Here is a 26,156-nt window from a genome sequence, read left to right as displayed (position 1 = left end):
TAAAAAAGCCGTTAAGTTCAATTCTTAACGGCTTTTTTGTTTCATTTTTAAGTTACAATCTTCTTTTATCCTCCTCGATGAAGTCGTCATCATCATCTTCCTGAACATCATCTTCTATGTATTCGCTGTCTTCTTCATCTTCCTCTTCATCGTCAATATCTTTTAAACCGTCCTCAGTTTCGGTAAAATCGTTTTCAAAAGTATCAGCCGGATTGTCAAATTCGTCATTTTCTACTTCTTCATCTAAATCTTCCTCGATGTATTCTTCATCTTCTTCATCGTCGAGATTCTCATCTTCTTCTTCGAGTACAACTTCGTAAATTTCGTCATTATTGTCTTCCAAATCTCTGTCTGTATGGAAATCATCATCTAAATCATTCAAATCGTCGTCGTAGAGCCCCGATCTCTCATCGGGATTAGGTTTGTTAGGGTTATGACCATTTCGCACCGTATAGCCACGCTCTGCGTCTTCTGCGCGGCTGTTTTGAGTTTCTTGTGTATTTAAATCATAAAGATCTTCGTTCATAACCGTATTTCTGTCTTCTGTATTTGGATTTCCCGGATCTCTGGGAAAAGTGCTGTTTTTTTTATCTGTAGTATTCATGATGTTTTATTTTAAATAGTTATAGATACAAATCTAATCCTGAATGGTTAAGATTTCTTTATAAAATTAATGTGTGTAATTGTATAATTAACAGATGTTTAGAATACAATTTAATTCCCGAATCATATAACCTCACAGCTAATCAACTCGGTAATTTTATAAAATATTAATCACTAAAAAAATATTACCATGAAGACTACAGATAGTAAGAAGGAAACTACAACAAAGAAAGCCGCTCCAAAGCAAACTGTTGCAAAAGGAGTTACAAAACCAAAATCAAACGCAGCAACGGGTTTAGCAGAATTATTTGAAGACAGCCTTAAAGATATTTATTGGGCAGAGAAAGCGTTGATAAAAGCGCTGCCGGTAATGGCGAAAAACGCAACTTCGCCGGAACTTATTGATGCCATAAACGGCCATCTGATCGAAACTGAAGAACAAATAACCCGTTTAGAAAAGGTTTTTGAACTTATTGGCAAAAAAGCAACTGCCAAAAAATGCGATGCAATGGAAGGTTTAATCGAAGAAGGAAAAGGAATTTTGGAAGAAACCGAAATTGGCGTTGTTCGTGATGCCGGAATTATCGCCGCAAGCCAGAAAATAGAGCATTATGAAATCGCGACTTATGGAACGCTGAGACAATTTGCCGAAACGCTGGGTTATGAAGAAGCTGTGACTTTACTGGAGCAGACGCTCGATGAAGAAAAAGGAGCCGATAAACTACTGACAGAAGTGGCTGTAAACGCCGTAAATCTTGAGGCAGCAGAGTTAGAGTAAGATTGAAAATATCAAATTGAAAGTGCAGTCTTTAAAAACTGCACTTTTTTTTCATTAAAAATTTAAAATAAAAGTTATGCCCGAAGGTCCGTCAATATTGATTTTAAAAGAAGAAGCACAGCAATTTGCAGGTAAAAAAGTAATCGAAGTTTCTGGAAATTCGAGTATCGATCTCGAGCGTTTGAGAGATAAGACGATCTTATCTTTTAAAACCTGGGGAAAGCATTTTTTAATTTGTTTTGAAGATTTTACCATCAAGATTCATTTGATGATGTTTGGAACGTATAAAATTAACGAACACAAGGAAACTGCACCAAGGTTGCATTTAGGTTTTTCAAGTGGAGAAATCAACTTTTATACCTGTTCAGTAAAAGTTTTAGAAGGTTCCATAAATCAATATTACGATTGGAGCGAAGATGTTTTAAATGAAAACTGGAATCCCAAAAAAGCAAAAATGAGCCTGGATAAAATTCCGAATGAAAAAATCTGCGATGCCATTTTAGAGCAGAATATATTTTCGGGAGTAGGGAATATTATCAAAAACGAAGTTTTGTACCGATGTTTTATTCATCCTGAATCTTTGGTTGGTAAAATTCCGCATGAAAAAATTGATGAGCTTATCGCCGAATGTTCGATTTACAGTTTTGAATTTTTGTATTGGAAAAAGAAATTCGAACTCAAAAAACATTGGCTGGCTTATGCACAAAAAGAATGCAAAAGATGCAATCTGCCTTTCGTTAAGAAACCAACAGGGAAGAAAAACCGACGAAGTTTTTTCTGTACAAACTGCCAACAGCTTCACTTATGAAAAATGAAATTTTAATAGGATGCTCGAGCTACAATAATCGGTATTGGAAGGGAATTTTCTACCCTGACAATCTGACAGCTTCGGGTATGTTTGAGTTTTATTGCCAGTACTTTAGCACGTATGAGTTCAACGGAAGCTTTTATAAGTTTCCGACGGTTAAAATCTTCGAAAACTGGTACAAAAAAGCGCCGGAAAATTTTTTATTTTCGGTAAAAGCACCCAAAGAAATCACACATATTAAAAAATTTCAGGACTGCGAAAACTTAATTTCAGAATTTTATAAGGTTTGTAAAACGGGATTAAAAGAAAAATTAGGATGCGTATTATTTCAATTTCCGCCCAGTTATTCTTTTACTTTTGATAGATTACAGCATATTATTAAAAATTTGGATTTGAAATTTCAAAATGTAATTGAATTTCGCCATGAATCCTGGTGGAATGATACTGTTTGGAATGCTTTTTTAGAAAATAATGTCACGTTTTGCAGTGTAAGCCACCCACAATTACCGCAGACAATTTTCAAAGATTTTCCGCTTATTTATATTCGTTTACACGGAATTCCTAAGATGTTTTATTCTAGTTATTCATCTAAAGAATTACTTGATATAAAGAACAAAACTAATTGTAAATCAGGATTTATATATTTTAATAATACCGCAAGCGAAGCAGGAATTTTGAATGCTTTGGAAATGAAGAAATTAGTTGTGATTTAACCGCAAAGAGCGCAAAGGTTTACGCAAAGTTCGCTAAGTATTAATTTCTTTGCGTGCTTTGCGTTTTTTTCTTTGCGCTCTTTGCGGTTAAAAAATCTTTGCGGTTTAAATAACTATAACTTCAAATTTCCTTCAATACCATCATCCATGGTTTTACCGGTTACAAGGGCAGTAGCCATTTTTGCAATAGCAACCATTTTTCCGTGTTTATTGTTCCAGTAATAACCATCTTCGGGTACAACGCTGATTACGCTTAAATTCGGGTCGTCTACACCTCCCGGCATCCATACTTTTACAATCGGGTCGTATAATTCCTTGATGGTTTCGCGATCATAAGAAATTGTGGCTGTGCCGTGCAGGGTTAAGAATTTATCGTGCGGTTCTGCAAAAAATAACTCAACTTGAGGGTTAAGGGTGATTTCGGCGTTTTGGCTGCTGTTTCGGTCTGATAAGAACCAAAGACGGCCTAAATCGTCTACTTTTTGAACCGACATTGGCCGCGATTGCAATCTGTCGCTGTTGTAAGTGCAAAACATGCATGTTTTTATGTTCTCTGCCAATTCTTTTATTTTATCGGCTGCTAAATTGTCTGTAAGGTCTTTATGATCTCCCATGGCTTTATATTTAATAGTTTAATAAATAGCTTATTTGTGATATCTGAAAATATATCATAACAAAATTGAGATTTTTACAACTGATTGGCTTACAGAATTATATTTTAAAATTATTATATTTCAATGGTTGTTTTTGTGAGAATTTTTAAACAAAATGTTAGAAATTGTACAAATTACGCTATCTTTGAGAAAATAGTTTTATCCCAAAGATCATATGAAAAACTTCACAATTTTCTACACTGATGATGACGAAGACGATTTAAGCATATTTACAGATGCAGTCGAGTCATTATCTAAAGAAATAAATCTCCAGACTTATTCGGGCGGGGAAAAATTATTGAACGCCATTCACCATCCGCCGCCTACGCCGAGCGTTATTTTTTTAGACTTAAACATGCCCGGAAAAAATGGTTTTGATGTTTTAAACGAACTCAAAGGTTCAAAAGAGAATAGCGATATACCCGTTATCATTTTTTCGACTTCAAATGAGCCCAGTATTATCGAGAAATGCCTCAATTTAGGGGCTAATTATTTCATTACCAAGCCAGTTTTAATGAAGGATATAATAAAATCGATTGAGCATTCCCTTACAATCAATTGGAAAGAGTTTGTTCCCGATAGGAAGACTTTTGTATATAAAATTTAATTACATTTTTGATGTAGAAAAAACACCAAACTTATTTACTAAAATGAGTTTGGTGTTTTTTTTTATAGTTCTGGTATATAAATTTTAAAAGTGGCGCCTTCATCTTTTTTACTGCGTGCTTTAATGATTCCTTTATGGTTTTCGACAATCTTTTTTACAATTGCCAGGCCAATTCCGGTTCCAGAGAACTCACTTTCAGTGTTTAATCTCTGAAAAACTTCAAAAATACGGTCTTTGTATTCGTTATCAAAACCAATTCCGTTGTCTGTAACTTTTAGGCAGAAATAGGTTTTATTAGGATAATCGGCTTTAAATTTCAGCTTTTTTCCTGAAACTCTTCTACATTTAATTTCAATATGAGGCGGAATGTCTTTTCTGGAAAATTTTAAAGCATTTCCAATTAAGTTGTGTAATAACTGTCTGAATTGAAAAGGCATAACTGTAACAATTCCTAAAGGATGAAGATCAATAACGGCGTTTTTTTCTTCAATACGTTCCGAAAAATCCATCATTACTTCTTCTACAATTTCGTCGAGGTTGGTTTTTACAAAAATTCTTTCGGCCGAATTGGTTCTGGAATAGGTGAGAAGATCCTGTATAAGCGTCTGCATTCTCTTTGCCGAAACTTCAATTCGCTCCAGATAAGTTTTGGCTTTCGCCGAAATATTCTGGTCGTCCAACTCAGCCAGACGGCTGGCAAAAGTCTGAATTTTTCGAAGCGGTTCCTGCAAATCATGACTCGATATATAAGCAAAAGACTGTAGCTCAATATTCATATTAATCAAGTCTCTATTTTTAATTTCGAGTTCTTCTGTACGATCCCGAACCTGTTTTGCAAGCTGATCTGTAAAATCTCTTTGATCTTGAATATCAGTACTTGTACCAACCCACATTTGAATCTTTCCTTCAGCGTCTTTCTGCGGAATTGCGCGGCTCAGTTGCCAGCGGTATTTTCCATCATAACGACGAAAACGGTTTTCGAATAAATACTCTTCTCCCGTTTTTATAGACTCCATCCAGCGGTTCACATTGGCTTCGCGATCATCAGGATGTATAAATTGAAGCCATCCATTTTTATCTACTTCATCTTTAGAAATTCCGGTAAAATCATACAGCGACTGATTGAAATAATCGACATTTCCCATGGCATCGCTCGTCCATACAAACTGCGGCATCGAGTCGGCCAGAACCCTGAATTTTTCCTCACTTTTCATCAAAATTTCCTGTCGGTTCTTTTCGTCCGTAATATCCATTACCGTTCCAAGCATTTTGACAGGGCTTTTCAATTCATCAAAAAATATTTTGCCATGAACCCTGATCCATGCAATCGAATTATCTGATTTTGTAATGCGAACTTCGTATTTGTAGATACTAGTTTCTAAGGCGATTATGTTAGCTTTTTCTATAATTTCAAGATCTTCCTCTAAAACGCGGGATAAAATCTGAGGGCGCGAGATTTTTATATTCTCTGGAAGACCAAAAAGCTTAGGCAGATTATCAGAATATATTAATTCCTGAGTCTCCACATTTAAGTCCCAGGTTACAATTTCGGCAATTTCAGAGGCCAAACGTGCTCTTTCCTCGGCATCTTCAACTTTTTTGCGAGCATCGACTTTCTCCGTAACATCATTTACGGTTATCATAATCGATGTTATTTCGCCGTTTTTTTCAAACAACGGTGTATATTCATAATCGAGATAAAACTGTTCTAATTTTCCGTTTATATCGATAAACGCTTCAGATTCGTTTTCCCGGATCGTTTTCCCGTTATGCAGTACTTCACTTAGCAGCTGCGGGTATTTTTGATTTAAGAGCTCAGGAAACACTTCTAATGCCGGTTTTCCAATTACTTCTTCTGGCTTTTTCTGCCAAATGTCGTTGAGCATAGTCGTATTAGCCAGCTCGATAATATAGTTTTCTGTTTTAAAAATGGTCATTGCGATAGGCGACTGCATCACAAGGTTTCTAAAAGCTTTTTCACTTTCGGCTAGAAAATATTTCGTTTTTACAGATTCGGTTACTTCATCACATACGATAATAACGCCTGTTACAACGTCATTTTCTTCCCGCAGCGGATGAAAAACCAAATTAAAATAACAATCTTCCTGTTTGCCGTATCGGTTTAAATTGACCAAGAATTCGTTTGCAGCATAAGGAATTCCAGTTTCGTACACTTTTGCAAGAAGTGGATATACCTTTTCCCTGGCCTCAGGAACTGAAGCAAAAACAGGTTTAGAAAGTATCTCTTTTTCTGTTTTATCTACGATTTGCAAGTATGTTGCATTAACCATTTCAACCACCAGATCCTCGCCCTTAACTATAGCAATAGCAAGTGGTACCTGGCGAACGATGTTTCTAAATCTCTTTTCACTTTCTTTGATAGCATCGCGTGCGTTTACTTCAATAGTAACATCATTTGCAATGGCGACAATTCCAGATATTGTTCCGTCGGGTTCTTTTAAGGCTTCGTAAACAACGTTTATAAAAGTATCGACAATTTTGCCATTTCGGGTCAGTTTTACCGGTAGTTCATTGGCAGTAAACCTTTCACCCGTAGTGTAAACGTTTAAAAGAATATCCTCCAAACCTTGTCCCGTAACTTCAGGAAGTGATTCAAAAATAGGTTTATTAAATACCTCATGTTCTTTTCGCTCCCAGATTTCCAGCATTAGTTCGTTGGCAATTTCAACCACATAATCAGGGCCTCTAAAAATGCACATTGCATTTGGAGTCTGTAAAATATTGTTGCGATAGCGTTCGTTGCTGTTTTCTAATTTTTTACGAATGTTTACTTTATCAGTAGTTTCATTGCAGATTACCAAAACTCCGGCGGTCTGCCCGTCATCATTGGTAACAGGGCTGTAGCTGAAAGTCCAGTAAACGTCTTCCATTTTTCCGTTTCTGTAAATAGGAAGCAGTAAATCTTCGTGCCAGGTTGCTTCGCCTTCGGTTAAAACCTGATCAATCAGCGGACCAATAAAATCCCAGATTTCCGGCCAGTATTCGGCACCTTTTTGTCCTAATATATTGGGATGCTTACCATCGTTTCCAAGACTAGGGCGATAAGCATCATTGTAAAAGCAGATATGCTCCGGTCCCCAGAATAAAAACATGGGAAACTTTGAATTTAGAAGAATTCCAAGTGTAGTGCGCAGGCTTTGAGGCCAGGTCTCAACTGCACCAACAGCAGTTTTGCTCCAGTCTTTGGCACGTGTCATTGCACCCATTTCGCCTCCTTTGGCAAGGAAATCATGATTTGTATTGTTCATTAAAATTTGTTTTTGTCTCAGTTAAAACAATAAAATTTATGTAATAAATATAGTACTTTATCCCATATATGTATTAGAGAATTTTAAAATTAATAAAAAATAAACATTGAATTCTGTGCTTTTTTGAATGAGGTAACATTAAAATCTATTGAGTTAATTTTCCTTGGTTTTAATGATGAAATTTGAATAAACAAAGATTACTAACAATCTTAATGCATAGGATCATGAAAAAAGAGCAGAAACACGAAACCGACTATATAAAGAAATATCAAGACGAAGGCTACATTAAGAATTATTTATTCGATCAAGGCTGTCTTATAGATGCAGAAACTAAATATGCTTATCAGCCCGACGAAATTTTTATCGTCGCGCACCATCGTTACGAAGGTATGAGCGATCCGGATGATATGTCGATCTTATATGTTATTGAAACTAAAGATCAGCAAAAAGGAACGCATTTACTAGGATACGGCCCAACAGCAGATTTAGAAGAAGCCGAGTTTTTTAAGGATATTCCGAAAAAGAATTATTCTAAAAACGCTGATATCAGTGAACTTACATAAATAAAATAGATAAGTATTTTTATTTTGCTGAGGAGCAGTTGTTCCAGAATTTATTCTGGGGCAGCTGTTTTTTTTTTTTTGAGGTTCAAAGGTTCAAAGCAGCAAAGGTTCAGAGGTTCAGAGGTTTTCAACTTTGTCCCTATGTCCCTATGTCCCTCTGTCCCTTTGAACCTTTGTCCCTTACCTAAGTAAAAATTATGAAATTTCTGATTGAAATTGTATAAGGGTTTGATTTATAATAAGTACGAAATTTGGTTTAAGCAAAATGAGATAAAAACCAAAAATCAGTTTTGTACGTAAATAAGTACGAATAACTTTTTTTAAACCAAACCAAAATGAGAAAACTTTACATAAATACAGGAGAATTTGATGCCGTTTTTAACGATCTAAAGGAGAGTTTCAGCGGAAAACTTACTGCTAAAAACAACGAATATAATTTGAATATTCAGTCAAAATGGACAAAAGGGGCTATAAAAGCAACCCGTTTTGACGACAAAACGCTTTTTATGCATTTTGATCTTGAGTTTAGCGAGGAAGTTAGTTTAAGTATTGAATCGTTTCAATCAGCGCCTGTATTTTTTGTGTATTGTGAAAGAGGAAACGTAAGTCATAGTTTTGGTGCCAATGGGGAAAGAAAAGTAATGCATACCAACCAGTCGGCTGTATTGAATAATTCATCGGTTATAAATAGTGTTTTATACTTCGAAAGTCATAAACGCATTCAGTTTACGTTATTGGGAATTCCAACCATCGAAAACAAAAATACAGATTTGATTTCGCAGGTAAAACAACGTTTTACAAACGATTCGGGCAATTACATTTATATTGGAAAAGAAAACTCAAAAATAGCCGAAAAGATACGCGAATACAAAACAGTACCACAAAAAGGAATTGTAGGCACACTGCTTAAAAAAAGCATTTTAAAAACCATTGTAGAGATGGAGGTAGAGCAGCACAGTTTCAATTACTTAAAAACATTTGATCCTGTTGTAAACATCGCCATCAAGCAGATAAACGAAATAAAAAGAATCTCAACCCTGAATTTTTCTGAATTAATAGCTTCAGCAAAACTTTTCAGAACGAGACATCACTGGTCGTTTAAACCATACAACCAAAAATTAGCTAGCTAACAAGCATTATATATTAACTACTATTACGAAAAAAACAGCTTTCCTAAAGGGCTGTTTTTTTATTTAAGTTGCTGAGGGGCTAAGGGACTAAGGTTATGAGGTTTCTTATAGCCCGCGGATTGGGCGGATTAAACGGGTTTATTTTAAGGTTCTGAGATACTAAGAACCTTAGTATCTCAGAACCTTAGAACCTCAAATTACTCTTTCTCGTAATAAATAATAAAATAAACCATAAGTAAGTTGAGGCATAAGGAAACGCTGTTGGTAATAATGATAGGAAGGTCTTCTTTTAAAATTCCATAAATCACCCACACCAAAATTCCGAAAGTCAGAATCCCGAAAGTTTTAAGCGAAATGTCTTTTACTTTCTTGGTTTTCCAAACCTTATAAATTTGGGGAGGCACAGAAATCGTAACACAAGTTCCTGCAAAAAGCCCTATGATGTCAATGTAGTTCATTTTTTTTAGAGTTGCTAAGGTTCTGAGATGCTGAGGGACTAAGTTTTTTTAAGCCCACGGGTTTTGCAGATGATACTGGTTTGCGCGGATTTTTTGTTTTAAGTTTTTATTAACCGTAAGGACGCAAAGATTTACGCAAAGAACACAAAAGCAATCTGTTTTAAATCTGTAAAATCCGTGTGCCAAAACCTTAGTCCCTCAGTAGCTTAGAAACTTAGCGCCTGGAAGTTTTAACTTCCTACCAATTCACCACCATTAATATGAATAAACTGCCCGGTGATATAACTGCTGTCTTCACATGCCAGAAACACATAAGCAGGGCCGACTTCAGAGGGTTGTCCAGCTCTTTCCATTGGATTGTCTTTTCCAAAATCGGATAGTTTATCGAAACTCGCTACAATCAAAGGCGTCCAGATTGGACCTGGTGCAACACCGTTTACCCTGATTTTTCTTTTGGCCAGCATCGTCGATAATGATCTTGTAAAACTGACAATAGCGCCTTTTGTACTGGCGTAATCCACTAAATGCTCACTGCCCCGATAGGCAGTTACAGAACTTGTATTGATAATAGTATCGCCTTCTTTTAAATACGGCAACACGGCTTTTGTAATATAAAAATACGGATAAATATTAGTTTCAAATGTTTTATGAAGCTGTACTGTGGTTATTTTTTCCAATTCGGTTTGCGGAAACTGAATCGCAGCATTATTCACCAGCACATTTATGGTTTTAAAGGTGGTAATACATTGTTTAACGGCGCTTTTGCAAAATTTCTCGTCCTTTAAATCACCGCTTATAATCAGGCATTGCTGTCCTTCTTTTTCGATCATGGCTTTGGTTTCTTTGGCATCTTTATCTTCTTTCAAATACACAATGGCAACATTAGCGCCTTCACGGGCAAAGTGAACGGCTGCGCTTCGGCCAATACCGCTGTCTCCGCCGGTAATAAAAGCAGTTTTTCCCAATAATTTTCCGCTCCCGGTGTAGTTTTCTCTTATGATTTCCGGTTCGGGATTCATTTTATGTTCGTTTCCAGGGAGTTCTTGTTTTTGTTCGGGGAATGTTTTAGGCTTTTTCATAACAATAATAATTTAAAGCATTGATTAACTCTTAAAATTACCCCGTTTAGAGCTAAAACAGCAGCTGTAACAAATTTAAGATTACCCCAAAAGAATTAAAAGGCAATAAAAAGAAAGAAAATAACTATGTTTTTAAGAAGAAGTTTATTTTTAAGTTTTTTACTATATAATGTGAATCATTGATACAATTGAAGTTAGTTTACCAACATGGGAATTATGTAACGAAATTGACTTTGAATAAAAGTGCTTTGTAGTTTAATTTTATAAATTTGGGAGTTTTGACCGTAATTTTGAATAGGATCAGATGTTCAAAATGATAGTCTGAAAACGAGTTTTTTAGTATATTTTTTAATTCTTAACGCTTTATTCCCCACTACAGCATGGTATTAATTGTAGATGATATAAAGGCAAATATTATTGCCTTAAAGAAAACATTAGAATTGCACAATATTGATGTAGATACCGCCGAATCTGGTGAAGAAGCCCTGAAAAAGATATTAAAAACGTCTTATTGTCTTATTATAATGGACGTTCAAATGCCGGGACTTGACGGCTTTGAAGTCGTTAAAATCCTTTCCGGAAATAAAAGGACCAAAGATATTCCCGTTATTTTTCTTTCAGCATTAAACATTGAAAAAAAATACATTTTTAAAGGATACGAAACCGGAGCCGTTGAATACATTACAAAACCAGTAGATACTGATTTGCTGATGCTTAAAGTAAAAACGTTTATTAAGATTTACGAACAGCAAAACGAATTAAAAGGCATAAAAGACCTTCTTTCTAAAGAAATTAAAATTAGAAAAGAGGCACAAGATAATCTCGAAATTAAAATCGCCGAAAGAACCAGAGAACTGGTTTTAAAAAACGAGGAATTAGAGATGAAAAACCACGAATTACAGCAGTTTGCCTGGGTGGTATCGCACGATTTGAATGAACCTATACGAAAGATTCAGATTTTCATTAAAATAATCAAAGAGCTTTATTTAACGACCGATGCAAAGGGAATCGATTATGTCGACAGAACGATTAAATCGGCAGAGAGAATGCAGACTTTAATTACAGATCTGCTGGCTTATTCGCGTTTATCGGCGCAGGTAAAACCAGAAGTTACAGATCTTAATGAGGTTTTACAGGAAGTGCTTTCGGATTTTGATTATTTAATTGAAAGAAAAAATGCCACTGTTAAAACTACAGAGCTCCCCACAATAGACAGTATTCCAAGTCAGCTGAGACAGGTTTTTCAAAATTTGATTGGAAACGCGCTTAAATTCTCGGGTACAAACGGCCCTCCTTTAATAGAAATAACATCTGAATTAATAGCCAACAAGTCTTTTGACAGTCCAGTTTCCCCGGAAGGGAAATTCTGCCGCATTATCGTAAAAGACAACGGAATTGGTTTTGATGAAATTTATCTGGATCGTATTTTTATTATTTTCCAGAGCTTAAACGACCGCCAAACCTATGAAGGAACCGGAATTGGGCTAGCAATTGCCAAAAAAATCATAGAAAAACATAACGGATTAATAACAGCCAGAAGTGAAGTAGGTAAGGGCGCAAGTTTTATTATTATCCTTCCTTTAAAATACGAAAAAATATAATTTATAAAATATGAATGGTAACTTTAAAAGAAATCTGCTGATTAGTTCATTAGTTTCACTATTTGTGTTGACTATTAGTTCTGTTGCGTCGTTTGTGAGCATTAAAAGTTTATTAAACAGCAACTTTTGGGTCAATCATACTCAGGATGTTATTTATAACCTAAACGAAGGTTCGGCTATTATTACAGAAGCCCAAACCAGCATGAGAGGTTATTTATTAACGGGAGACGAACAATTTGTAGACCGATTTAATGAATCTGAAGCCAAATCTAATACTTATTTTGATAAGCTCGAAGAGCTCACGGCAGATAATCCTCCGCAGCAAAAACTACTAAGCGAATTACGTTCGAAACGTTCGGGATTTTTTAAATACCTGAACAATCAAATCGTTAAAAAGCGTTTAAATAAGGAAACACTGATCTTCGACTTAAACGAAGGCAGAATCATGATGAACGATATCCGTGCGCTTATCAAAAAAATAGAAAATACAGAGCAAAAACTTCTGGAAGAGCGCAACTCAAATTCAGAACGTTATGGAACTTACAGTTTGATTTTAATTGTGGTTGCTTTTTTCATCGCCTTTATTATTTCGATTGTTTTCTTAATCAGAATTTTAAAAGATTATAATGAGCGTTCGGCATTGCAAAGGGAATTGGAGAAAAAAGATGTCGAAACAGCACAGAGAATTGAAGCAATCAGTACCATTGCGGGTAATATTTCAAAAGGCAATTATGATATTCGCGTAGACGATACAAAAGCAGATGCTCTTGGAAGCGTTGGAGAATCACTGAACAATATGGGAGTTTCTCTTAAAAACTCTTTCGATCTGTTGTCGCAGAAAGAATGGCTTCAAACCGGTGTTGCCGAATTAAATAATGCCATGCTGGGCGAAAAATCACTGCAGAAACTTTCAAAAGATATTATCGAGTTTTTATGCCAGTATACTAATAGCAGCGCTGGGGTTTTATATGTTTTGGAAGAAAACGAATTAATAGTTTCAGGTGGATACAGCTATATACCAAGTAAAAACCGCGAACGCATTCAAAAAGGCGAGGGTTTAATTGGTCAGGCGATTACATCCGGAAAAATGCTGGAATTGAAAACCTTATCGGCAGACGATATTCAAATAAATTATGCTTTAGGGCAAATTAAACCAACTCATGTTGTAGCGGTTCCGTTGTTAGATAACAGAATTGAAGGTGCGGTTGAATTGGCCAGCATTTATGGTTTTTCTGAGCTGCATTTAGAGTTCTTAAAAACGGTTGCCAATAATATTGGAATTGCATTAAAATCAACCCAAAACAGAAAAAGAGTTTTGGAACTTCTGGAGGAAACCAAATCACAGTCAGAAGAACTTCAGGTACAGCACAGTGAATTGGAAGCCATTAATGCCGAATTAGAAGCACAGACCGAAAAACTGCAGGCTTCGGAGGAAGAATTAAGAGTACAGCAGGAAGAACTGGAACAAACCAACGAAGAACTTTCGGAAAGAAGTGTTTTATTGGAAGAAAAAAACAACGAAATCCAGAAGAAATCCGAGGCATTGGAATTAACTACACGTTACAAATCGGAGTTTTTGGCTAATATGTCGCATGAGCTAAGAACGCCTTTGAATTCGATCTTGCTTTTAAGCCGATTATTATCTGAAAATAATAACCAAAGCATGAACAATGAAGAAATTGAGTTTGCAAAAGTAATTCAGAGTTCTGGAAATAGTTTATTAGGTTTAATTGATGAAATTCTGGATTTATCTAAAATAGAAGCCGGTAAAATGGAACTGGAGTTTTTAGATGTTTCGACCAAAGAAATAACAGACGCACTTTGGAACTTGTTTAATCTCGTTGCAAAAGAAAAAGGAATTGAGTTTGAAATTATTTCGAAAGAAGCGCCAATTGTCATTAAAACTGACAAAATGCGTTTAGAACAAATTCTGAAAAACCTGATTTCGAATGCGATTAAATTTACTGAAAAAGGAAAAGTTACACTCGAAATTAAAATCAATACCGATGATGATAAAATTATTTGTTTCATTGTAAAAGATACCGGAATTGGAATTCCGCTGGAAAAACAGCCGCTCGTTTTTGAGGCATTTCAACAAGCCGATGGTTCTACAAAACGCAAATACGGCGGAACAGGTTTAGGACTTTCGATAAGCAGGGAATTGGCTAAATTGCTGAGAGGAGAAATCATTCTGCATAGTAAAGTTAACGAAGGAAGTACTTTTACATTATGTCTTCCGGTTTATGGTTCCAGTTTGAATAAAGTGAATGTAGATAAAATTCCGCCTACAGAATTTGTAGAATTAGAACCAGAACCAGAAACAAGCGCACCGTCCAAAAAATACATAAGTGCCCTTATTCCAGACGAAATCGATGATGACAGAGACATCATTGTACAAGGAGATAAAGTAATTTTAATTGTTGAAGACGATATTAATTTTGCCAAATCGCTTTTGGCATTTACACGAAACAAAGGATATAAAGGAGTTGTAGCCGTTCGAGGCGATTATGCTCTAAACTTTACTTTGCTGTATAAACCCGTTGGAGTTTTACTGGATATTGAACTTCCTGTAAAAAGCGGCTGGGAAGTTTTAGAAGAACTAAAAAACCACTCCGAAACCAAACATATTCCGGTTCATATTATGTCATCACATAAACTGAAACAGGAAAGTTTATTAAAAGGCGCGGTTGATTTCTTAGATAAACCGGTAGCTTTTGAAAAAATTCCGGATGTATTTTTAAGAATCGAACATATTATTAATAGAGAGGCACAAAAGGTTTTAATTATCGAAGATAACCCAAAGCACGCCAAAGCACTGTCTTATTTCTTAGAAACGTATAACATTAATTCTGAAATTAAAAGTGAAGTTTCAGAAGGGTTACAGGCATTAAATAAAGCCGAAGTAGACTGTGTGATTCTTGATATGGGAATTCCGGATAAACAGGCTTACCAGATTCTCGACGGGGTTAAGAAAAGCCCTGGATTAGAAAATCTGCCTGTAATTGTCTTTACAGGAAAAAGTTTATCGCTGAAAGAAGAGGTGAAAATTAAGAAATACGCCGATTCTATTATCGTGAAAACTGCACATTCGTATCAAAGAATGCTGGACGAAGTTTCGCTTTTCCTGCATTTAGTAGAAGATAAAAAAGAAGGAAAAGACAAAAAAGAAGGATATAAAAAGCTAAATTTACTAAACAATATCCTGCACGATAAAAAAGTGCTTATTGTAGACGATGATGTTCGTAACATTTATTCGCTTACAAAAGCTCTGGAAGTGTTTAAAATGACCATTATTACCGCATTTGATGGAAATGATGCTATTAAGGTTTTAAGCGAAAACCCAGATACCGATGTGGTTTTGTTAGACATGATGATGCCGCACATGGACGGTTATGAAACTGCCGAGAAAATACGTGCCAATCCTAAATTCCTGAATCTGCCCGTTATTGCCGTAACAGCAAAAGCAATGACAGGAGACAGAGAAAAATGTATCAAAGCCGGAGCATCAGATTATATAACCAAACCAGTAGATGTAGATCAGCTTTTATCATTATTGCGAGTTTGGCTTTATGATAAAGTATAATATATTGACAAAGTGTAAGTAGTTTGACCAGAGATTTCACAGATTAAAAAGATTTAAAAAATTGAAGTACTGTGATTTAAATAATACAGATTTAATTATAATTAGAAATCCCTTTAATCTGTGAAATCTGCGGCAAAAAAAATATAAGAACAAATTATGAGTAAAAAACGACTTTTAATTGTAGACGACGATCCTAGAAATATTTTTGCGTTAACGCACACTTTACGTGTTAGATCCTACGATTGCTTGTCTTGCACCAATGCCGAAGATGCAATAAAACTATTGAAATCTGATGAAATTATTGACGCCGTTTTGCTGGATATGATGATGCCGGAAATGGACGGTTATGATGCCATTCCCTTAATAAAAGACATTCCGTCAAGAAAATCGATTTTTGTTATTGCGGTTACAGCTCAGGCAATGACAGGCGACAAGGAAAAATGTTTAGAAGCAGGCGCAGATGATTATATCTCGAAACCGGTTGATGTTGATAAGTTACTGCTTATTTTAAGCAAAATTTGAATGAAGTATGATTGAAGATATTGAGTTAGAAACGCTTATCAATGAGGTGTACGAATATTATGGTTTTGATTTTGGGAGCTATTCCAGAGCTTCTTTAAAAAGACGTGTAAATAGAGTCTATCAATTAGATGGATTCAATCATTTTCATGAATTTCTTTCAAGAGTCCGTTACGATCCTGAATATTACAAAAGAATGGTCGATGAAATTACAGTAAATGTTACTGAAATGTTTCGCGATCCGGCCTTTTATTCCATTTTACGAAAGGATATTTTACCCTTATTAGGTACAAAACCTTTTATAAGGTTGTGGCATGCCGGCTGTTCTACAGGCGAAGAAGTTTATTCTATGGCCATAATGCTTAAAGAAGCGGGTTTGCTGCACAAATCCTTAATTTACGCAACAGATATTAATGCAACCGTTTTAGACACAGCCAAAAAAGGAATTTTCCCTCTTAGAATGATGAAAGAATATTCGCAGAATTACCGTGATGCAGGAGGACAGGAAGACTTTTCGAGTTATTATACTGCCAATTACGGAATCGCAAAATTCAACGAAGAATTGTCACAAAGAATGGTCTATTCGCAGCACAATTTAGTTTCAGACACCTCATTTAATGAGTTTGATATGATTTTGTGCCGCAATGTTTTAATTTATTTTGATAATGATCTCCAAAAAAGAGTAATTAATTTATTTGACGAAAGTTTAGCTGTTTTAGGGTTTCTGGCCTTAGGCACAAAAGAAACCATAAAATATTCTATTTCTCCGGGCAAATACAAACAGTTTGAAAAAGAGAAAATATGGAGGAAAGTAAAATAATTTCAAACTGCAGATTAGTAATTATGGGAGGATCAGCAGGAAGTTTAAATGCTTTGATGCAAATTTTACCCGCGTTAACGAAACTAAATAATTTTGCAGTGGTAATCGTACTGCACCGCAAAAGCACAGACGATCAGACTTTAGAAGAATTACTAATGCTGAAATCAAGCGTTCCTGTAAAACCTATAGAAGACAAAACCGTTCTTAAACCAGGTTTTGTTTATGTTGCGCCATCGAATTATCATTTATTATTTGAAAAAGACGATACTATGGCGCTTGATATTTCTGAGAAAATAAATTACAGCCGTCCCAGTATAGACGTTTCTTTCGAATCGGCAGCAGAAATTTATGGAAATACATTAGTCGGAATCCTGTTTTCGGGTTCTAACACTGATGGAACAGATGGTTTAAAAGCAATTCAAACTTCGGGAGGCACGATTGTGGTTCAAAATCCACTTTCGGCAGATATGCCTTTTATGCCCAACAATGCCATCCTGCATACAACGCCGGATTATATCTTAAACAATGAAGAAATTCTCGAATTGCTTCTTTCTATAAATAAATAATTTATTTTTTAGGCTTAGGCGCTTCATCCTCAGGAAGAATAACCTTGGTGAGTTCGGCTTCTTTTTCAGCACGTTTTTGTGCCGCTTTTCCTTTCCCGATAGGTATTCCTGCAGTTAAGTACAGCGATCTGTTGTATACATTTGGCCCATCACCCTTCATTACAGGAACCAGACCATAATAGTATTGAATGGTAAAATTAAGTCCGTTGCCCACATTCATGTGATAGCCCGTTCCAAAAGCGATTCCGGCATCTATAACCCTGATTTGATCCCTGATTTTTTTCTTGTATACAACATCATTACTGTTAATTTCATTTTTAAACTCATCAAAAGCCGATGCTAAAAGACCTAATTGAGGACCTGCTTTAAGATAAATTCTATTTTTAAACTGATATTTTATTAAAATTGGAACATTAAAATAGCGAATCTCACGATTAACCGTACCGCCCGCAAAAGTATTATCCAGATTCGCATCGTCTAAAGAATAAACCGGAATATGACGTGCACCCATTGGCGATTTTACAATAACACCTGTATTGATCATCCAGGCCGGATTTTGCTTCGACCGTATATCAAAATAAAATCCAAGATTAAACCCCGGATTAGTTCCGGAACTTTCGAGATTAGAAATATCCGAAAGATTGATACCGCCCTCCAAACCAAACTCCAAAAAAGGAGAATTGAGTTTATCTCCAAAAATTAAAGAAATCAAAACCTGTGATTTCGCCTGATTCACAAAAAATAATGCGACAAGTAATGCTAAACCTTTTTTCATAAAAATGGGTTTAAAGTCCAAAACGATATTGCAGACCGCATAGAAATTGAGTACGAGTTCCTAAAAAACCTGATTCAAGTCTAAACATAAAATGTTTATTATATTGAAACTGCGTTCCAACAATAAAATTCCACATATCTTTTGGGGATTTGTGCAAGGAATATTGAACCGTTGAAGAACCTGCCGTACTCAAAGCACCGTCTAAAGTAGTCAGGAAAGTTCCCGCTCTTTCCAGCGCACGATTTGCCGTATTATGTTTAGCAGCGTTTACAGGATTTGCCTGTTGTGCCGGTGTTAAACCATTCCACCAGTTGTCAACTTTAGTTTGGTTTTCAGATACTTTTGCCAGTCCGTTATCAACTTTTCCTTCAGCATTACTCAAATCTAATACATCAGATAAAGCTATACTTCCTTTGGTATTTCCTTCAATATGAACTCTAAAACCGCCAACCCATACGGCAATATTTCTTTCCGGTTTGCGAAGTTTAAAAGTTTTACCCAATCTTGGCCCGAAAATATAAGAGAAAGCAGGTTTATCAAGTGCATCAATATCACTCCATGACATATTCATATCCAGTGCAAGCCAGCCGCCGCCAATACCAATAGTAGGTGTTAAACCAAGTCCGAAAGTAGTAGCATCAAAATTAGCTTTGGTACCAAAACTGGCTATCTGCGACCAGTTGTTATCGGCATCAGGAATCCAGATTCCCGCATTAATTTTAGTTGTGGGTTTAGATTTACCAAAAATCCCGTAAACATTTAAAAAAGGAAGCAGCCAGATATCCGGCCTGATTGTAATGGCACCTACTTCTACAGAAGATTTGTCAAAACGAACAATTTCGTCTAAATTATACATAGGGCCGTTATTAAAGCCCACCTGAAGATCTTTTATGTTAATTTCAGAATCCTGCCAAAAGTAATTTACAGATAATCCTGCAGAATAAGGTAAGTTGTATCCTTTTTGAGCGACTTTCTGCCCCCAGATTGGAAGAGAGTACGGATATTCGACTATTTTAAGACTGTCTTTTAACTGTTGATTTTTTTCTCCAACGATTTTATCGGTATAAACCTGACCGAAAAACGGTATACTAAATAATAAGAAAATGGCTGATATTAGTTTGTTACATTTCATTGATTGTAGTGTTTTAAAATTAATTAATAGAACTGCCTAAATAAATATGTACTAATGATTGGGAGGGGAAAAAGCCGGCTTTTATATCGTTTACAGGATTATAGAGATTTACTATTTTTAAAAGTAGATTTTTAAATTATATGTTTAATAGTGTTAAAGTTAATTATTTTTTTTTAACATTTATAATGTTTTTTAATAAAGTATGATTATAACCAAAAGAATGTCAGTGTGTTTTGTAAAATTGTAATTGTTTTTTTTGAAGATCATTTTTGATTTTTTTCTTTTTATAAAAGAATAAATATTAATTTTACACCCATGAAATGGATAGCAATTGTAATGTCAATTTATTTGATGGCACTTTCAAATATGCCCTGCGCAGATTTAGAAGTGAACAGCGCTATGCATAAATCAGCTCAGTTTTCATCCGAAGAAAACCATTCTCACGATAAAGCCAACGATTTATGTTCTCCATTCTGTGCTTGTAATTGCTGCGGTATACAGGTTTTAACCTACCAGACTTCTGTAAACTATGAGTTTCCAACAGCTTACACTAAAATTTCAATAGCATTACCAAGTTACCATTCTATATTTGCTTCTAATTTCTACGGAAGTATTTGGCAGCCCCCTCAAATAGTATAATGATGCTCGCCCGATAACTGTCGGGATTCGAGTTAGAGCGTTGTGGATTTTCCACAAATGTATCAGACAAACTTTTGTCTAATTTCTCATGTCATTATATATTTCAAATGCTAGATAAAATCATTCAGTTTAGTATACGAAACAAATTCGTTATACTATTATTTACCCTTGTTTTAATAGCTTGGGGAAGCTATTCGCTTAAACAATTACCGCTTGACGCACTGCCGGATGTAACCAATAATCAGGTTCAGATTATTACATCGGCGCCAACATTGGCCAGTCAGGAGGTAGAACAATTAATTACATATCCGTTAGAGCAAGCCGTAAAAACGGTTCCGGATATTATAGAACTTCGCAGTATTTCCCGTTTTGGGTTATCTGTCGTAACCGTTGTTTTTGAAGATGATGTCGACATTTACTGGGCGCGTGAACAAATATTTCAACGCTTAAAACAAGCCGAAGAAAATATTCCGGCTTATGCAGGGTCGCCAGAATTAGCACCAATTACAACAGGTTTAGGAGAAATTTACCAATATGATGTTTATGCCAAAAAAGGTTATGAAAACAAATACGATGCAGTAAAACTAAGAACCATTCAGGATTGGATTATTATTCCGCAATTGCAGGGAGTTAAAGGCGTTGCCGATGTAAGTACCTGGGGCGGAAAGCTAAAACAATATGAAATCGCCGTAAACCCAAACACCTTAAACAGCTTAGGCGTAACGATTACCGAAATTTTTGACGCCTTAGAAAAAAACAACCAAAATACCGGAGGCGCTTATATCGAAAAAGACCAATATGCCTATTTCATCCGTGGTGTCGGGATGGCAAAAGGCGTAAAAGACCTTGGAAACGTAGTAGTTAAAAACCGAAATGGTTCTCCCGTTTTGGTTCGTGATGTAGCACAAGTACGTGAAGGCGTTGCTTTGCGTTACGGTGCGTCGACCAAAGACGGAAAAGGCGAAATTGTATCGGGAATGGTTTTAATGCTTAAGGGCGAAAACTCAAGCGCAGTTGTTGATCGTGTTAAGGAAAGAATGATCCAGATTAATAAAAGTCTGCCCGAAGGAGTTGTAGCCGAAGCCTTTATCGATAGAGGAAAACTCGTTGATAACGCCATTGGAACCGTGACCAAAAACTTATTAGAAGGAGCGTTGATCGTCATTTTTGTATTGATATTATTTCTGGGTAATCTTCGTGCCGGATTAATCGTTGCATCGGTAATTCCGCTGGCGATGCTGTTTGCCATTATTTTGATGAATGCCTTTGGCGTAAGCGGTAACTTAATGAGCCTTGGAGCGATCGATTTCGGAATCATTGTCGACGGTGCCGTTATTATTGTCGAAGCTTCGATGCATCATCTGCAGAAACTCAAACGCAAAAAAGAACTTACGCAGCAGGAAATGGATGTTGAGATTTACAATTCGGCTTCTAAAATCAGGAATAGTGCCGCTTTTGGAGAAATCATTATTCTGATCGTTTATCTGCCAATTCTCGCTTTAATAGGAACCGAAGGTAAAATGTTTAAGCCAATGGCCATGACCGTTGGATTTGCCGTGATTGGCGCCTTTATACTTTCGCTGACTTATGTGCCAATGATGAGCGCCATGTTTCTTTCGAAGAAAACAGAACACAAAGAAAACTTCAGCGATCGAATGATGCTTTGGTTTGAAAATTTATACACGCCTTTCCTTACTAAAGCATTACAGTTTAAAAAAGTGGTTTTAGGAATTGCGTTAGGATTATTTGCGTTAGGATTAATCATCTTTAATAATATGGGAGGAGAATTTATTCCAACTATTGAAGAAGGCGATTTAGCCATTAATGCGACCATCATGACCGGAAGTTCGCTTACGCAGATGGTGGAAACCACAACCAAATACGAACAGATTTTAAAAGCCAAATTTCCGGAAATTAAAACAATCGTAACCAAAATAGGAAGCGGTGAAATTCCAACCGATCCAATGCCTATTGAAAGCGGCGATTTGATTATTGTTTTAAAAGACAAAAAAGAATGGAAAGGCAAATACCGAAATTGGGAGGCTTTGGCTAATGCAATGAAAGAAGAAATGGAAGTAATTCCGGGTGCGAATATTGAGATTTCTCAGCCAATTCAAATGCGTTTCAACGAATTAATGACTGGAAGCCGAAGCGATATCGCCATTAAGATTTTTGGTGATGATCTGGAAATCTTAGATTCAAAAGCATCAGAAATGATCTCAAAGATTAAAGGCATCGAAGGCATTGGAGATTTAAAAGCCGATAAAGTAACGGGACTTCCTCAAATAACAATTAAATACGATTACAATAAAATTGCCTTATACGGATTGAATATTTCCGATATCAACCAAATCATCCGGTCGTCGTTTGCCGGAGAAAGTGCCGGAAAGATCTACGAAGAAAGCAGACGTTTTGATGTTGTAGTAAGAATGAATCAGGACAATCGCGCTGATATTACGGATGTAAGCAATTTGTTTATTCCGCTGCCAAACGGACAACAGGTACCGCTTTCGCAGGTAGCAACGGTAGATTATGAACAAGGTCCGGTTCAGGTGGTTCGTGAAGATGGAAAACGCAGAATAACCGTTGGTTTAAATGTTCGCGGCAGGGATATTAAAACTGTTGTAGAAGAAATTCAGCAAAAACTCGATAAAAATTTTAAGCTTCCTCCAGCATATTATGTTACGTATGGCGGACAATTCGAGAATTTAATCGAAGCAACCAAAAGACTTTCGGTAGCCTTGCCAATTGCTTTGGGGCTGATTTTGATCTTGCTGTATTTTACGTTTAAGAGTTTTAAACAAGCAGGTTTAATATTTACTGCGATTCCTTTATCGGCCATTGGGGGTGTATTTGCGCTTTCATTAAGAGGAATGCCTTTTAGTATCTCGGCCGGAATTGGATTCATCGCTTTATTCGGAATTGCAGTGCTAAACGGAATCGTTCTGATTTCGTATTTCAATCAGTTAAAAGCAGAGGGAATTCAGGATCCGTTACAACGAGTTATAATAGGAACCAAAACCAGATTGCGTCCGGTTTTAATGACAGCAGCCGTAGCTTCGTTAGGATTTTTGCCAATGGCATTGTCTACAAGCGGTGGGGCAGAAGTACAGAAACCTTTGGCAACGGTTGTAATTGGCGGCTTAATCTCGGCTACTTTATTAACCTTAATCGTTTTGCCGATTTTGTATTTAATGCTGGAGAAGTTTAACCGTAGAGAAAAATGATTTTTCACGCAGATTAAGCAGATTAAGGCAGATTGAAGCAGATTTAATTTTAAAATAACAAAAAAATCTGCGACTATCTGCTAAAATCCTTTAAAATCTGCGTGAAATAAAAAAACAATAATGATGAAAACACTATATAATATCAACACAATAACTTTTGCGAACTTCGCGCAAAACCTTTGCTCCCGATGGCTATCGGGATTGTGGTTAGGTGCGTTTCTATTGGCAGGTACTGCAACGTTTGCACAGCAATCTATCAGTCTCGAAAAAGCACTGGAACTTGCAAAATCAAACAATATCGACTTAAAAATCGCCGATAAGGAAATAGAAAAACAAACTGTTCTTAAAAAGACCGCTTTTCAGCCGGATCCGCTTCAGGTGCAATATCAGGGCGGACAGTTTAACAGCGTAGATTTCGATCATAATGTTTCGGTACAGCAATTCTTCCCGTTAGGAAATGTCACAAAAGCCAACAGACAATTGCAGGAAGAATTAGCAAAATTAGCTGAGAAACGAAAAGCGTTATCGTCTTACGAACTGGAAAAAGCCGTGACTTTGGCGTATTACCAATATTTGTATGGAGTTTCTATTCAGAAACTGAATTCAGAATTAAATGATATTTATACCAAATTCCTAAAGAACGCCGAACTCCGATTTAAAACGGGAGAAAGTGGGAATATTGAAGTGATAAGCGCAAAAGTTAAAGTAAAAGAAATCGAAACCCAAAAAGAACAATTGGCCTTTGATTTGGCGATTTACCAAAAACAGCTGCAGTTTTTTGTTCAGACAGATGAAAATATAATTCCCGATGAAACAACTCCGCTGCAATATGCTTTTATAGAAAGTAAGGAATCGAAAGCCGAAACTTTAATGACCGATTTTTACCAGCAGCAAATTTCAGTTTATCAAAAAGAAGCCGGAACGCACAAAGCGATGCGAACACCAAAATTAGGTTTGGGCTATTTTGCACAAACCATTAATACCGAATCGTTGTTTCAGGGTTTTACAGCCGGATTACAGATTCCGTTGTTTGGCGGTGTAAATACAGCAAAAGCACAAGCATCTGCTATTAGTATCTCGCAGTCGCAATTGGCCTTAGATAAAAGCAAGATTATCTTAAATCTGCAGAAAGAAGAATTAGAAAACAATTTCAAGAAACAGCAGAAAAATTTAGCGTATTACCAAAATGAAGGTGCTCACTATGCGGATCAGATTATCGAAACGGCTCAAAAAAGTTATGCCAACGGCGATATGAGTTACTGGTCGTATATCAGTTTCTTAAATCAGGCAATTGATATTAAAAAACAATTGGCCGAAGCAACGCATAACTTTAATCAAAGCGCCATCGAACTTCAATTTCCAACCATCAAAAACAATTAAAAATGAAAATAAATTTAACCGCAAAGTTCGCAAAGATTGTATCGCAAAGTTCGCAAAGAAAATTAGCTTATAGCTTATTGCTTATAGCGTACAGCGGAATTTTAATTTCTTGTAACGAGAAAAAAGCAGAAGAAACAAAAGTAGAAGAAAAAGAAACTACAGAAGTAGCTTTAAACACTTCTCAATATAAAACAGTAGGTATTGAAACCGGATTTGTTGAAGACAGAAACCTTAATAAAATCATTAAAGCGAATGGTTATACCACGGTTCCTCCTCAAAATTCAGCTGAGGTTTCGACTTTAATTGGCGGAACGGTAAAAGACATTCATGTTTTAGAAGGAACTTTTGTGAATAAAGGAAAAGTTTTGGCTACGATTCAAAATCTGGAAGTGATTGAAATGCAGGAAGATTATCATTCGGCTACAGCCAATGTTGAATTTTTACAGTTAGAATACAACCGCCAGAAAACCCTGAGTGAAGAAAACGTGAATCCGAGGAAAACCTTTCAGGAAGTAAAAGCAAAATTAGCTGCCGAAAGAGCAAGAGCACAAGCGGCTAAAAACAAGCTCGATGCGTTACATGTTTCTACAAAAGGGAGTACTTCGCTTGTTCCTATCATATCGCCAATAAGCGGTTATGTGGGTAAAATCAATATTGCCAAAGGCGCTTTCGCACAAACTGGAGTTTCTTTGTTTGAAGTAGTAGACAATAGTCAGATGCATTTGGATTTAAATGTATATGAGAAAGATCTGGGATCAATTTCAATTGGTCAGGTTATCGATTTTGTATTGACAAATCAGTCGAATAAATCGATTAAAGGAAAGATTTTCGGAATCAATAAATCTTTTTCTAACGAAAGTAAAACAGTGGCCGTTCACGCAAAAATTGATCCTGCTGATGCAAAAGATCTGATTTCGGGAATGTACGTTTCGGCCAACATCAATATTACAAATGCTACCGTCCCGGCTTTACCAAAAGACGCCGTTGTTCGTAATGCCGACAAGTATTTTGTTTTTGTACAAGAGGAAGCACATGCCGAAGAAAAACACGATCATAAACCAGGCGAAAAAGAAGAAGCGCACGAAGAAGAAATTCATTTTAAAGCAATTGAAGTAATTCCCGGTACAACAGATTTAGGTTATACTGAGGTTAAGTTTGTAGATAAAGTTGCCCCAAATGCTAAAATTGTAACAAAAGGTGCTTTTTATCTGCTGTCTGCCATGAAAGGCGGTGGAGAGCATGAGCATTAGTTT

At 36.1% G+C, this 26,156-nt stretch carries 22 protein-coding genes; 15 read left to right on the top strand and 7 right to left on the bottom strand.

The window, feature by feature from the left end; all coding sequences use genetic code 11:
* Positions 1 to 52: 52 nt before the first annotated feature.
* Complete coding sequence (locus AC1RRQ_RS12265; protein WP_493023317.1) at positions 53 to 604, bottom strand: hypothetical protein; 552 nt, start codon at positions 602 to 604, stop codon at positions 53 to 55.
* 189 nt (positions 605 to 793) lie between these two features.
* On the opposite strand from AC1RRQ_RS12265, the gene AC1RRQ_RS12260 reads away from it, so the two are divergent.
* From AC1RRQ_RS12260 to AC1RRQ_RS12250, 3 genes are all read left to right on the top strand, one after another.
* Positions 794 to 1,381, top strand: coding sequence for a YciE/YciF ferroxidase family protein (locus AC1RRQ_RS12260; protein ID WP_493023316.1), 588 nt, complete (start codon positions 794 to 796; stop codon positions 1,379 to 1,381).
* Between the two features lie 76 nt (positions 1,382 to 1,457).
* A complete protein-coding gene (locus AC1RRQ_RS12255; RefSeq protein ID WP_493023315.1) occupies positions 1,458 to 2,189 on the top strand; it encodes a DNA-formamidopyrimidine glycosylase family protein in 732 nt (243 codons plus the stop codon).
* Positions 2,186 to 2,902, top strand: a complete 717-nt coding sequence (locus AC1RRQ_RS12250; protein ID WP_493023314.1) for a DUF72 domain-containing protein — start codon at positions 2,186 to 2,188, stop codon at positions 2,900 to 2,902. Before AC1RRQ_RS12255 ends, AC1RRQ_RS12250 begins: the two co-directional genes overlap by 4 nt.
* Before the next feature lie 113 nt (positions 2,903 to 3,015).
* Here the strand turns inward: AC1RRQ_RS12250 and AC1RRQ_RS12245 are convergent, their stop codons facing one another.
* A complete protein-coding gene (locus AC1RRQ_RS12245) occupies positions 3,016 to 3,516 on the bottom strand; it encodes a pyridoxamine 5'-phosphate oxidase family protein (protein ID WP_493023313.1) in 501 nt (166 codons plus the stop codon).
* Positions 3,517 to 3,730: 214 nt separating this feature from the next.
* Here AC1RRQ_RS12245 and AC1RRQ_RS12240 point away from each other — a divergent pair, with 214 nt between their 5' ends.
* Positions 3,731 to 4,162 carry a response regulator gene (locus AC1RRQ_RS12240; RefSeq protein ID WP_493023312.1) on the top strand — a complete coding sequence of 144 codons (432 nt, stop codon included), beginning with the start codon at positions 3,731 to 3,733 and terminating at the stop codon, positions 4,160 to 4,162.
* 62 nt (positions 4,163 to 4,224) lie between these two features.
* Here the strand turns inward: AC1RRQ_RS12240 and AC1RRQ_RS12235 are convergent, their stop codons facing one another.
* Complete coding sequence (locus AC1RRQ_RS12235; protein ID WP_493023311.1) at positions 4,225 to 7,431, bottom strand: PAS domain S-box protein; 3,207 nt, start codon at positions 7,429 to 7,431, stop codon at positions 4,225 to 4,227.
* Between the two features lie 224 nt (positions 7,432 to 7,655).
* Between AC1RRQ_RS12235 and AC1RRQ_RS12230 the strand changes: the two genes are divergently transcribed.
* Together AC1RRQ_RS12230 and AC1RRQ_RS12225 are read left to right on the top strand one after the other, a co-directional pair.
* A complete protein-coding gene (locus AC1RRQ_RS12230; protein WP_493023310.1) occupies positions 7,656 to 7,994 on the top strand; it encodes a hypothetical protein in 339 nt (112 codons plus the stop codon).
* Positions 7,995 to 8,329: 335 nt separating this feature from the next.
* The gene (locus AC1RRQ_RS12225) at positions 8,330 to 9,124 is read left to right on the top strand and encodes a hypothetical protein (RefSeq protein ID WP_493023309.1); all 795 of its coding nucleotides are present in this window, start codon (positions 8,330 to 8,332) and stop codon (positions 9,122 to 9,124) included.
* A gap of 197 nt (positions 9,125 to 9,321) precedes the next feature.
* Here AC1RRQ_RS12225 and AC1RRQ_RS12220 read toward each other — a convergent pair whose 3' ends face one another.
* Positions 9,322 to 9,582, bottom strand: coding sequence for a SemiSWEET family sugar transporter (locus AC1RRQ_RS12220; RefSeq protein ID WP_493023308.1), 261 nt, complete (start codon positions 9,580 to 9,582; stop codon positions 9,322 to 9,324).
* Positions 9,583 to 9,812: 230 nt separating this feature from the next.
* On the bottom strand, positions 9,813 to 10,661 hold the full coding sequence (locus AC1RRQ_RS12215) for an SDR family oxidoreductase (RefSeq protein ID WP_493023307.1): 849 nt from the start codon (positions 10,659 to 10,661) through the stop codon (positions 9,813 to 9,815).
* A 380-nt stretch (positions 10,662 to 11,041) separates the two neighbouring features.
* Between AC1RRQ_RS12215 and AC1RRQ_RS12210 the strand changes: the two genes are divergently transcribed.
* The 5 genes from AC1RRQ_RS12210 (at position 11,042) to AC1RRQ_RS12190 (ending at position 17,750) form a co-directional block, all read left to right on the top strand.
* Positions 11,042 to 12,262 carry a hybrid sensor histidine kinase/response regulator gene (locus AC1RRQ_RS12210; RefSeq protein ID WP_493023306.1) on the top strand — a complete coding sequence of 407 codons (1,221 nt, stop codon included), beginning with the start codon at positions 11,042 to 11,044 and terminating at the stop codon, positions 12,260 to 12,262.
* A 10-nt stretch (positions 12,263 to 12,272) separates the two neighbouring features.
* A complete protein-coding gene (locus AC1RRQ_RS12205; RefSeq protein ID WP_493023305.1) occupies positions 12,273 to 15,845 on the top strand; it encodes a response regulator in 3,573 nt (1,190 codons plus the stop codon).
* Positions 15,846 to 16,001: 156 nt separating this feature from the next.
* Positions 16,002 to 16,367, top strand: coding sequence for a response regulator (locus tag AC1RRQ_RS12200; RefSeq protein ID WP_493023304.1), 366 nt, complete (start codon positions 16,002 to 16,004; stop codon positions 16,365 to 16,367).
* A gap of 7 nt (positions 16,368 to 16,374) precedes the next feature.
* The gene (locus AC1RRQ_RS12195) at positions 16,375 to 17,184 is read left to right on the top strand and encodes a CheR family methyltransferase (protein WP_493023303.1); all 810 of its coding nucleotides are present in this window, start codon (positions 16,375 to 16,377) and stop codon (positions 17,182 to 17,184) included.
* Positions 17,166 to 17,750 carry a chemotaxis protein CheB gene (locus AC1RRQ_RS12190; RefSeq protein ID WP_493023302.1) on the top strand — a complete coding sequence of 195 codons (585 nt, stop codon included), beginning with the start codon at positions 17,166 to 17,168 and terminating at the stop codon, positions 17,748 to 17,750. The genes AC1RRQ_RS12195 and AC1RRQ_RS12190 overlap by 19 nt, the downstream gene beginning before the upstream one ends.
* Before the next feature lies 1 nt (position 17,751).
* Here AC1RRQ_RS12190 and AC1RRQ_RS12185 read toward each other — a convergent pair whose 3' ends face one another.
* Positions 17,752 to 18,525, bottom strand: a complete 774-nt coding sequence (locus tag AC1RRQ_RS12185; protein WP_493023301.1) for a porin family protein — start codon at positions 18,523 to 18,525, stop codon at positions 17,752 to 17,754.
* Between the two features lie 10 nt (positions 18,526 to 18,535).
* Complete coding sequence (locus AC1RRQ_RS12180; protein ID WP_493023300.1) at positions 18,536 to 19,657, bottom strand: hypothetical protein; 1,122 nt, start codon at positions 19,655 to 19,657, stop codon at positions 18,536 to 18,538.
* A 315-nt stretch (positions 19,658 to 19,972) separates the two neighbouring features.
* Here AC1RRQ_RS12180 and AC1RRQ_RS12175 point away from each other — a divergent pair, with 315 nt between their 5' ends.
* From AC1RRQ_RS12175 to AC1RRQ_RS12160, 4 genes are all read left to right on the top strand, one after another.
* Positions 19,973 to 20,296, top strand: a complete 324-nt coding sequence (locus AC1RRQ_RS12175; RefSeq protein WP_493023299.1) for a DUF6660 family protein — start codon at positions 19,973 to 19,975, stop codon at positions 20,294 to 20,296.
* 107 nt (positions 20,297 to 20,403) lie between these two features.
* Positions 20,404 to 23,523 carry an efflux RND transporter permease subunit gene (locus AC1RRQ_RS12170; RefSeq protein WP_493023298.1) on the top strand — a complete coding sequence of 1,040 codons (3,120 nt, stop codon included), beginning with the start codon at positions 20,404 to 20,406 and terminating at the stop codon, positions 23,521 to 23,523.
* A 123-nt stretch (positions 23,524 to 23,646) separates the two neighbouring features.
* Entirely contained in the window at positions 23,647 to 24,903 is a 1,257-nt protein-coding gene (locus AC1RRQ_RS12165) for a TolC family protein (RefSeq protein ID WP_493023297.1), read from the top strand.
* A gap of 2 nt (positions 24,904 to 24,905) precedes the next feature.
* The gene (locus tag AC1RRQ_RS12160) at positions 24,906 to 26,153 is read left to right on the top strand and encodes an efflux RND transporter periplasmic adaptor subunit (RefSeq protein WP_493023296.1); all 1,248 of its coding nucleotides are present in this window, start codon (positions 24,906 to 24,908) and stop codon (positions 26,151 to 26,153) included.
* Positions 26,154 to 26,156: the final 3 nt, after the last annotated feature.

It is taken from the genome of Flavobacterium sp. GW821-FHT12A05, from assembly GCF_058807735.1.
This window is presented reverse-complemented; position numbering and strand designations above follow the sequence as displayed.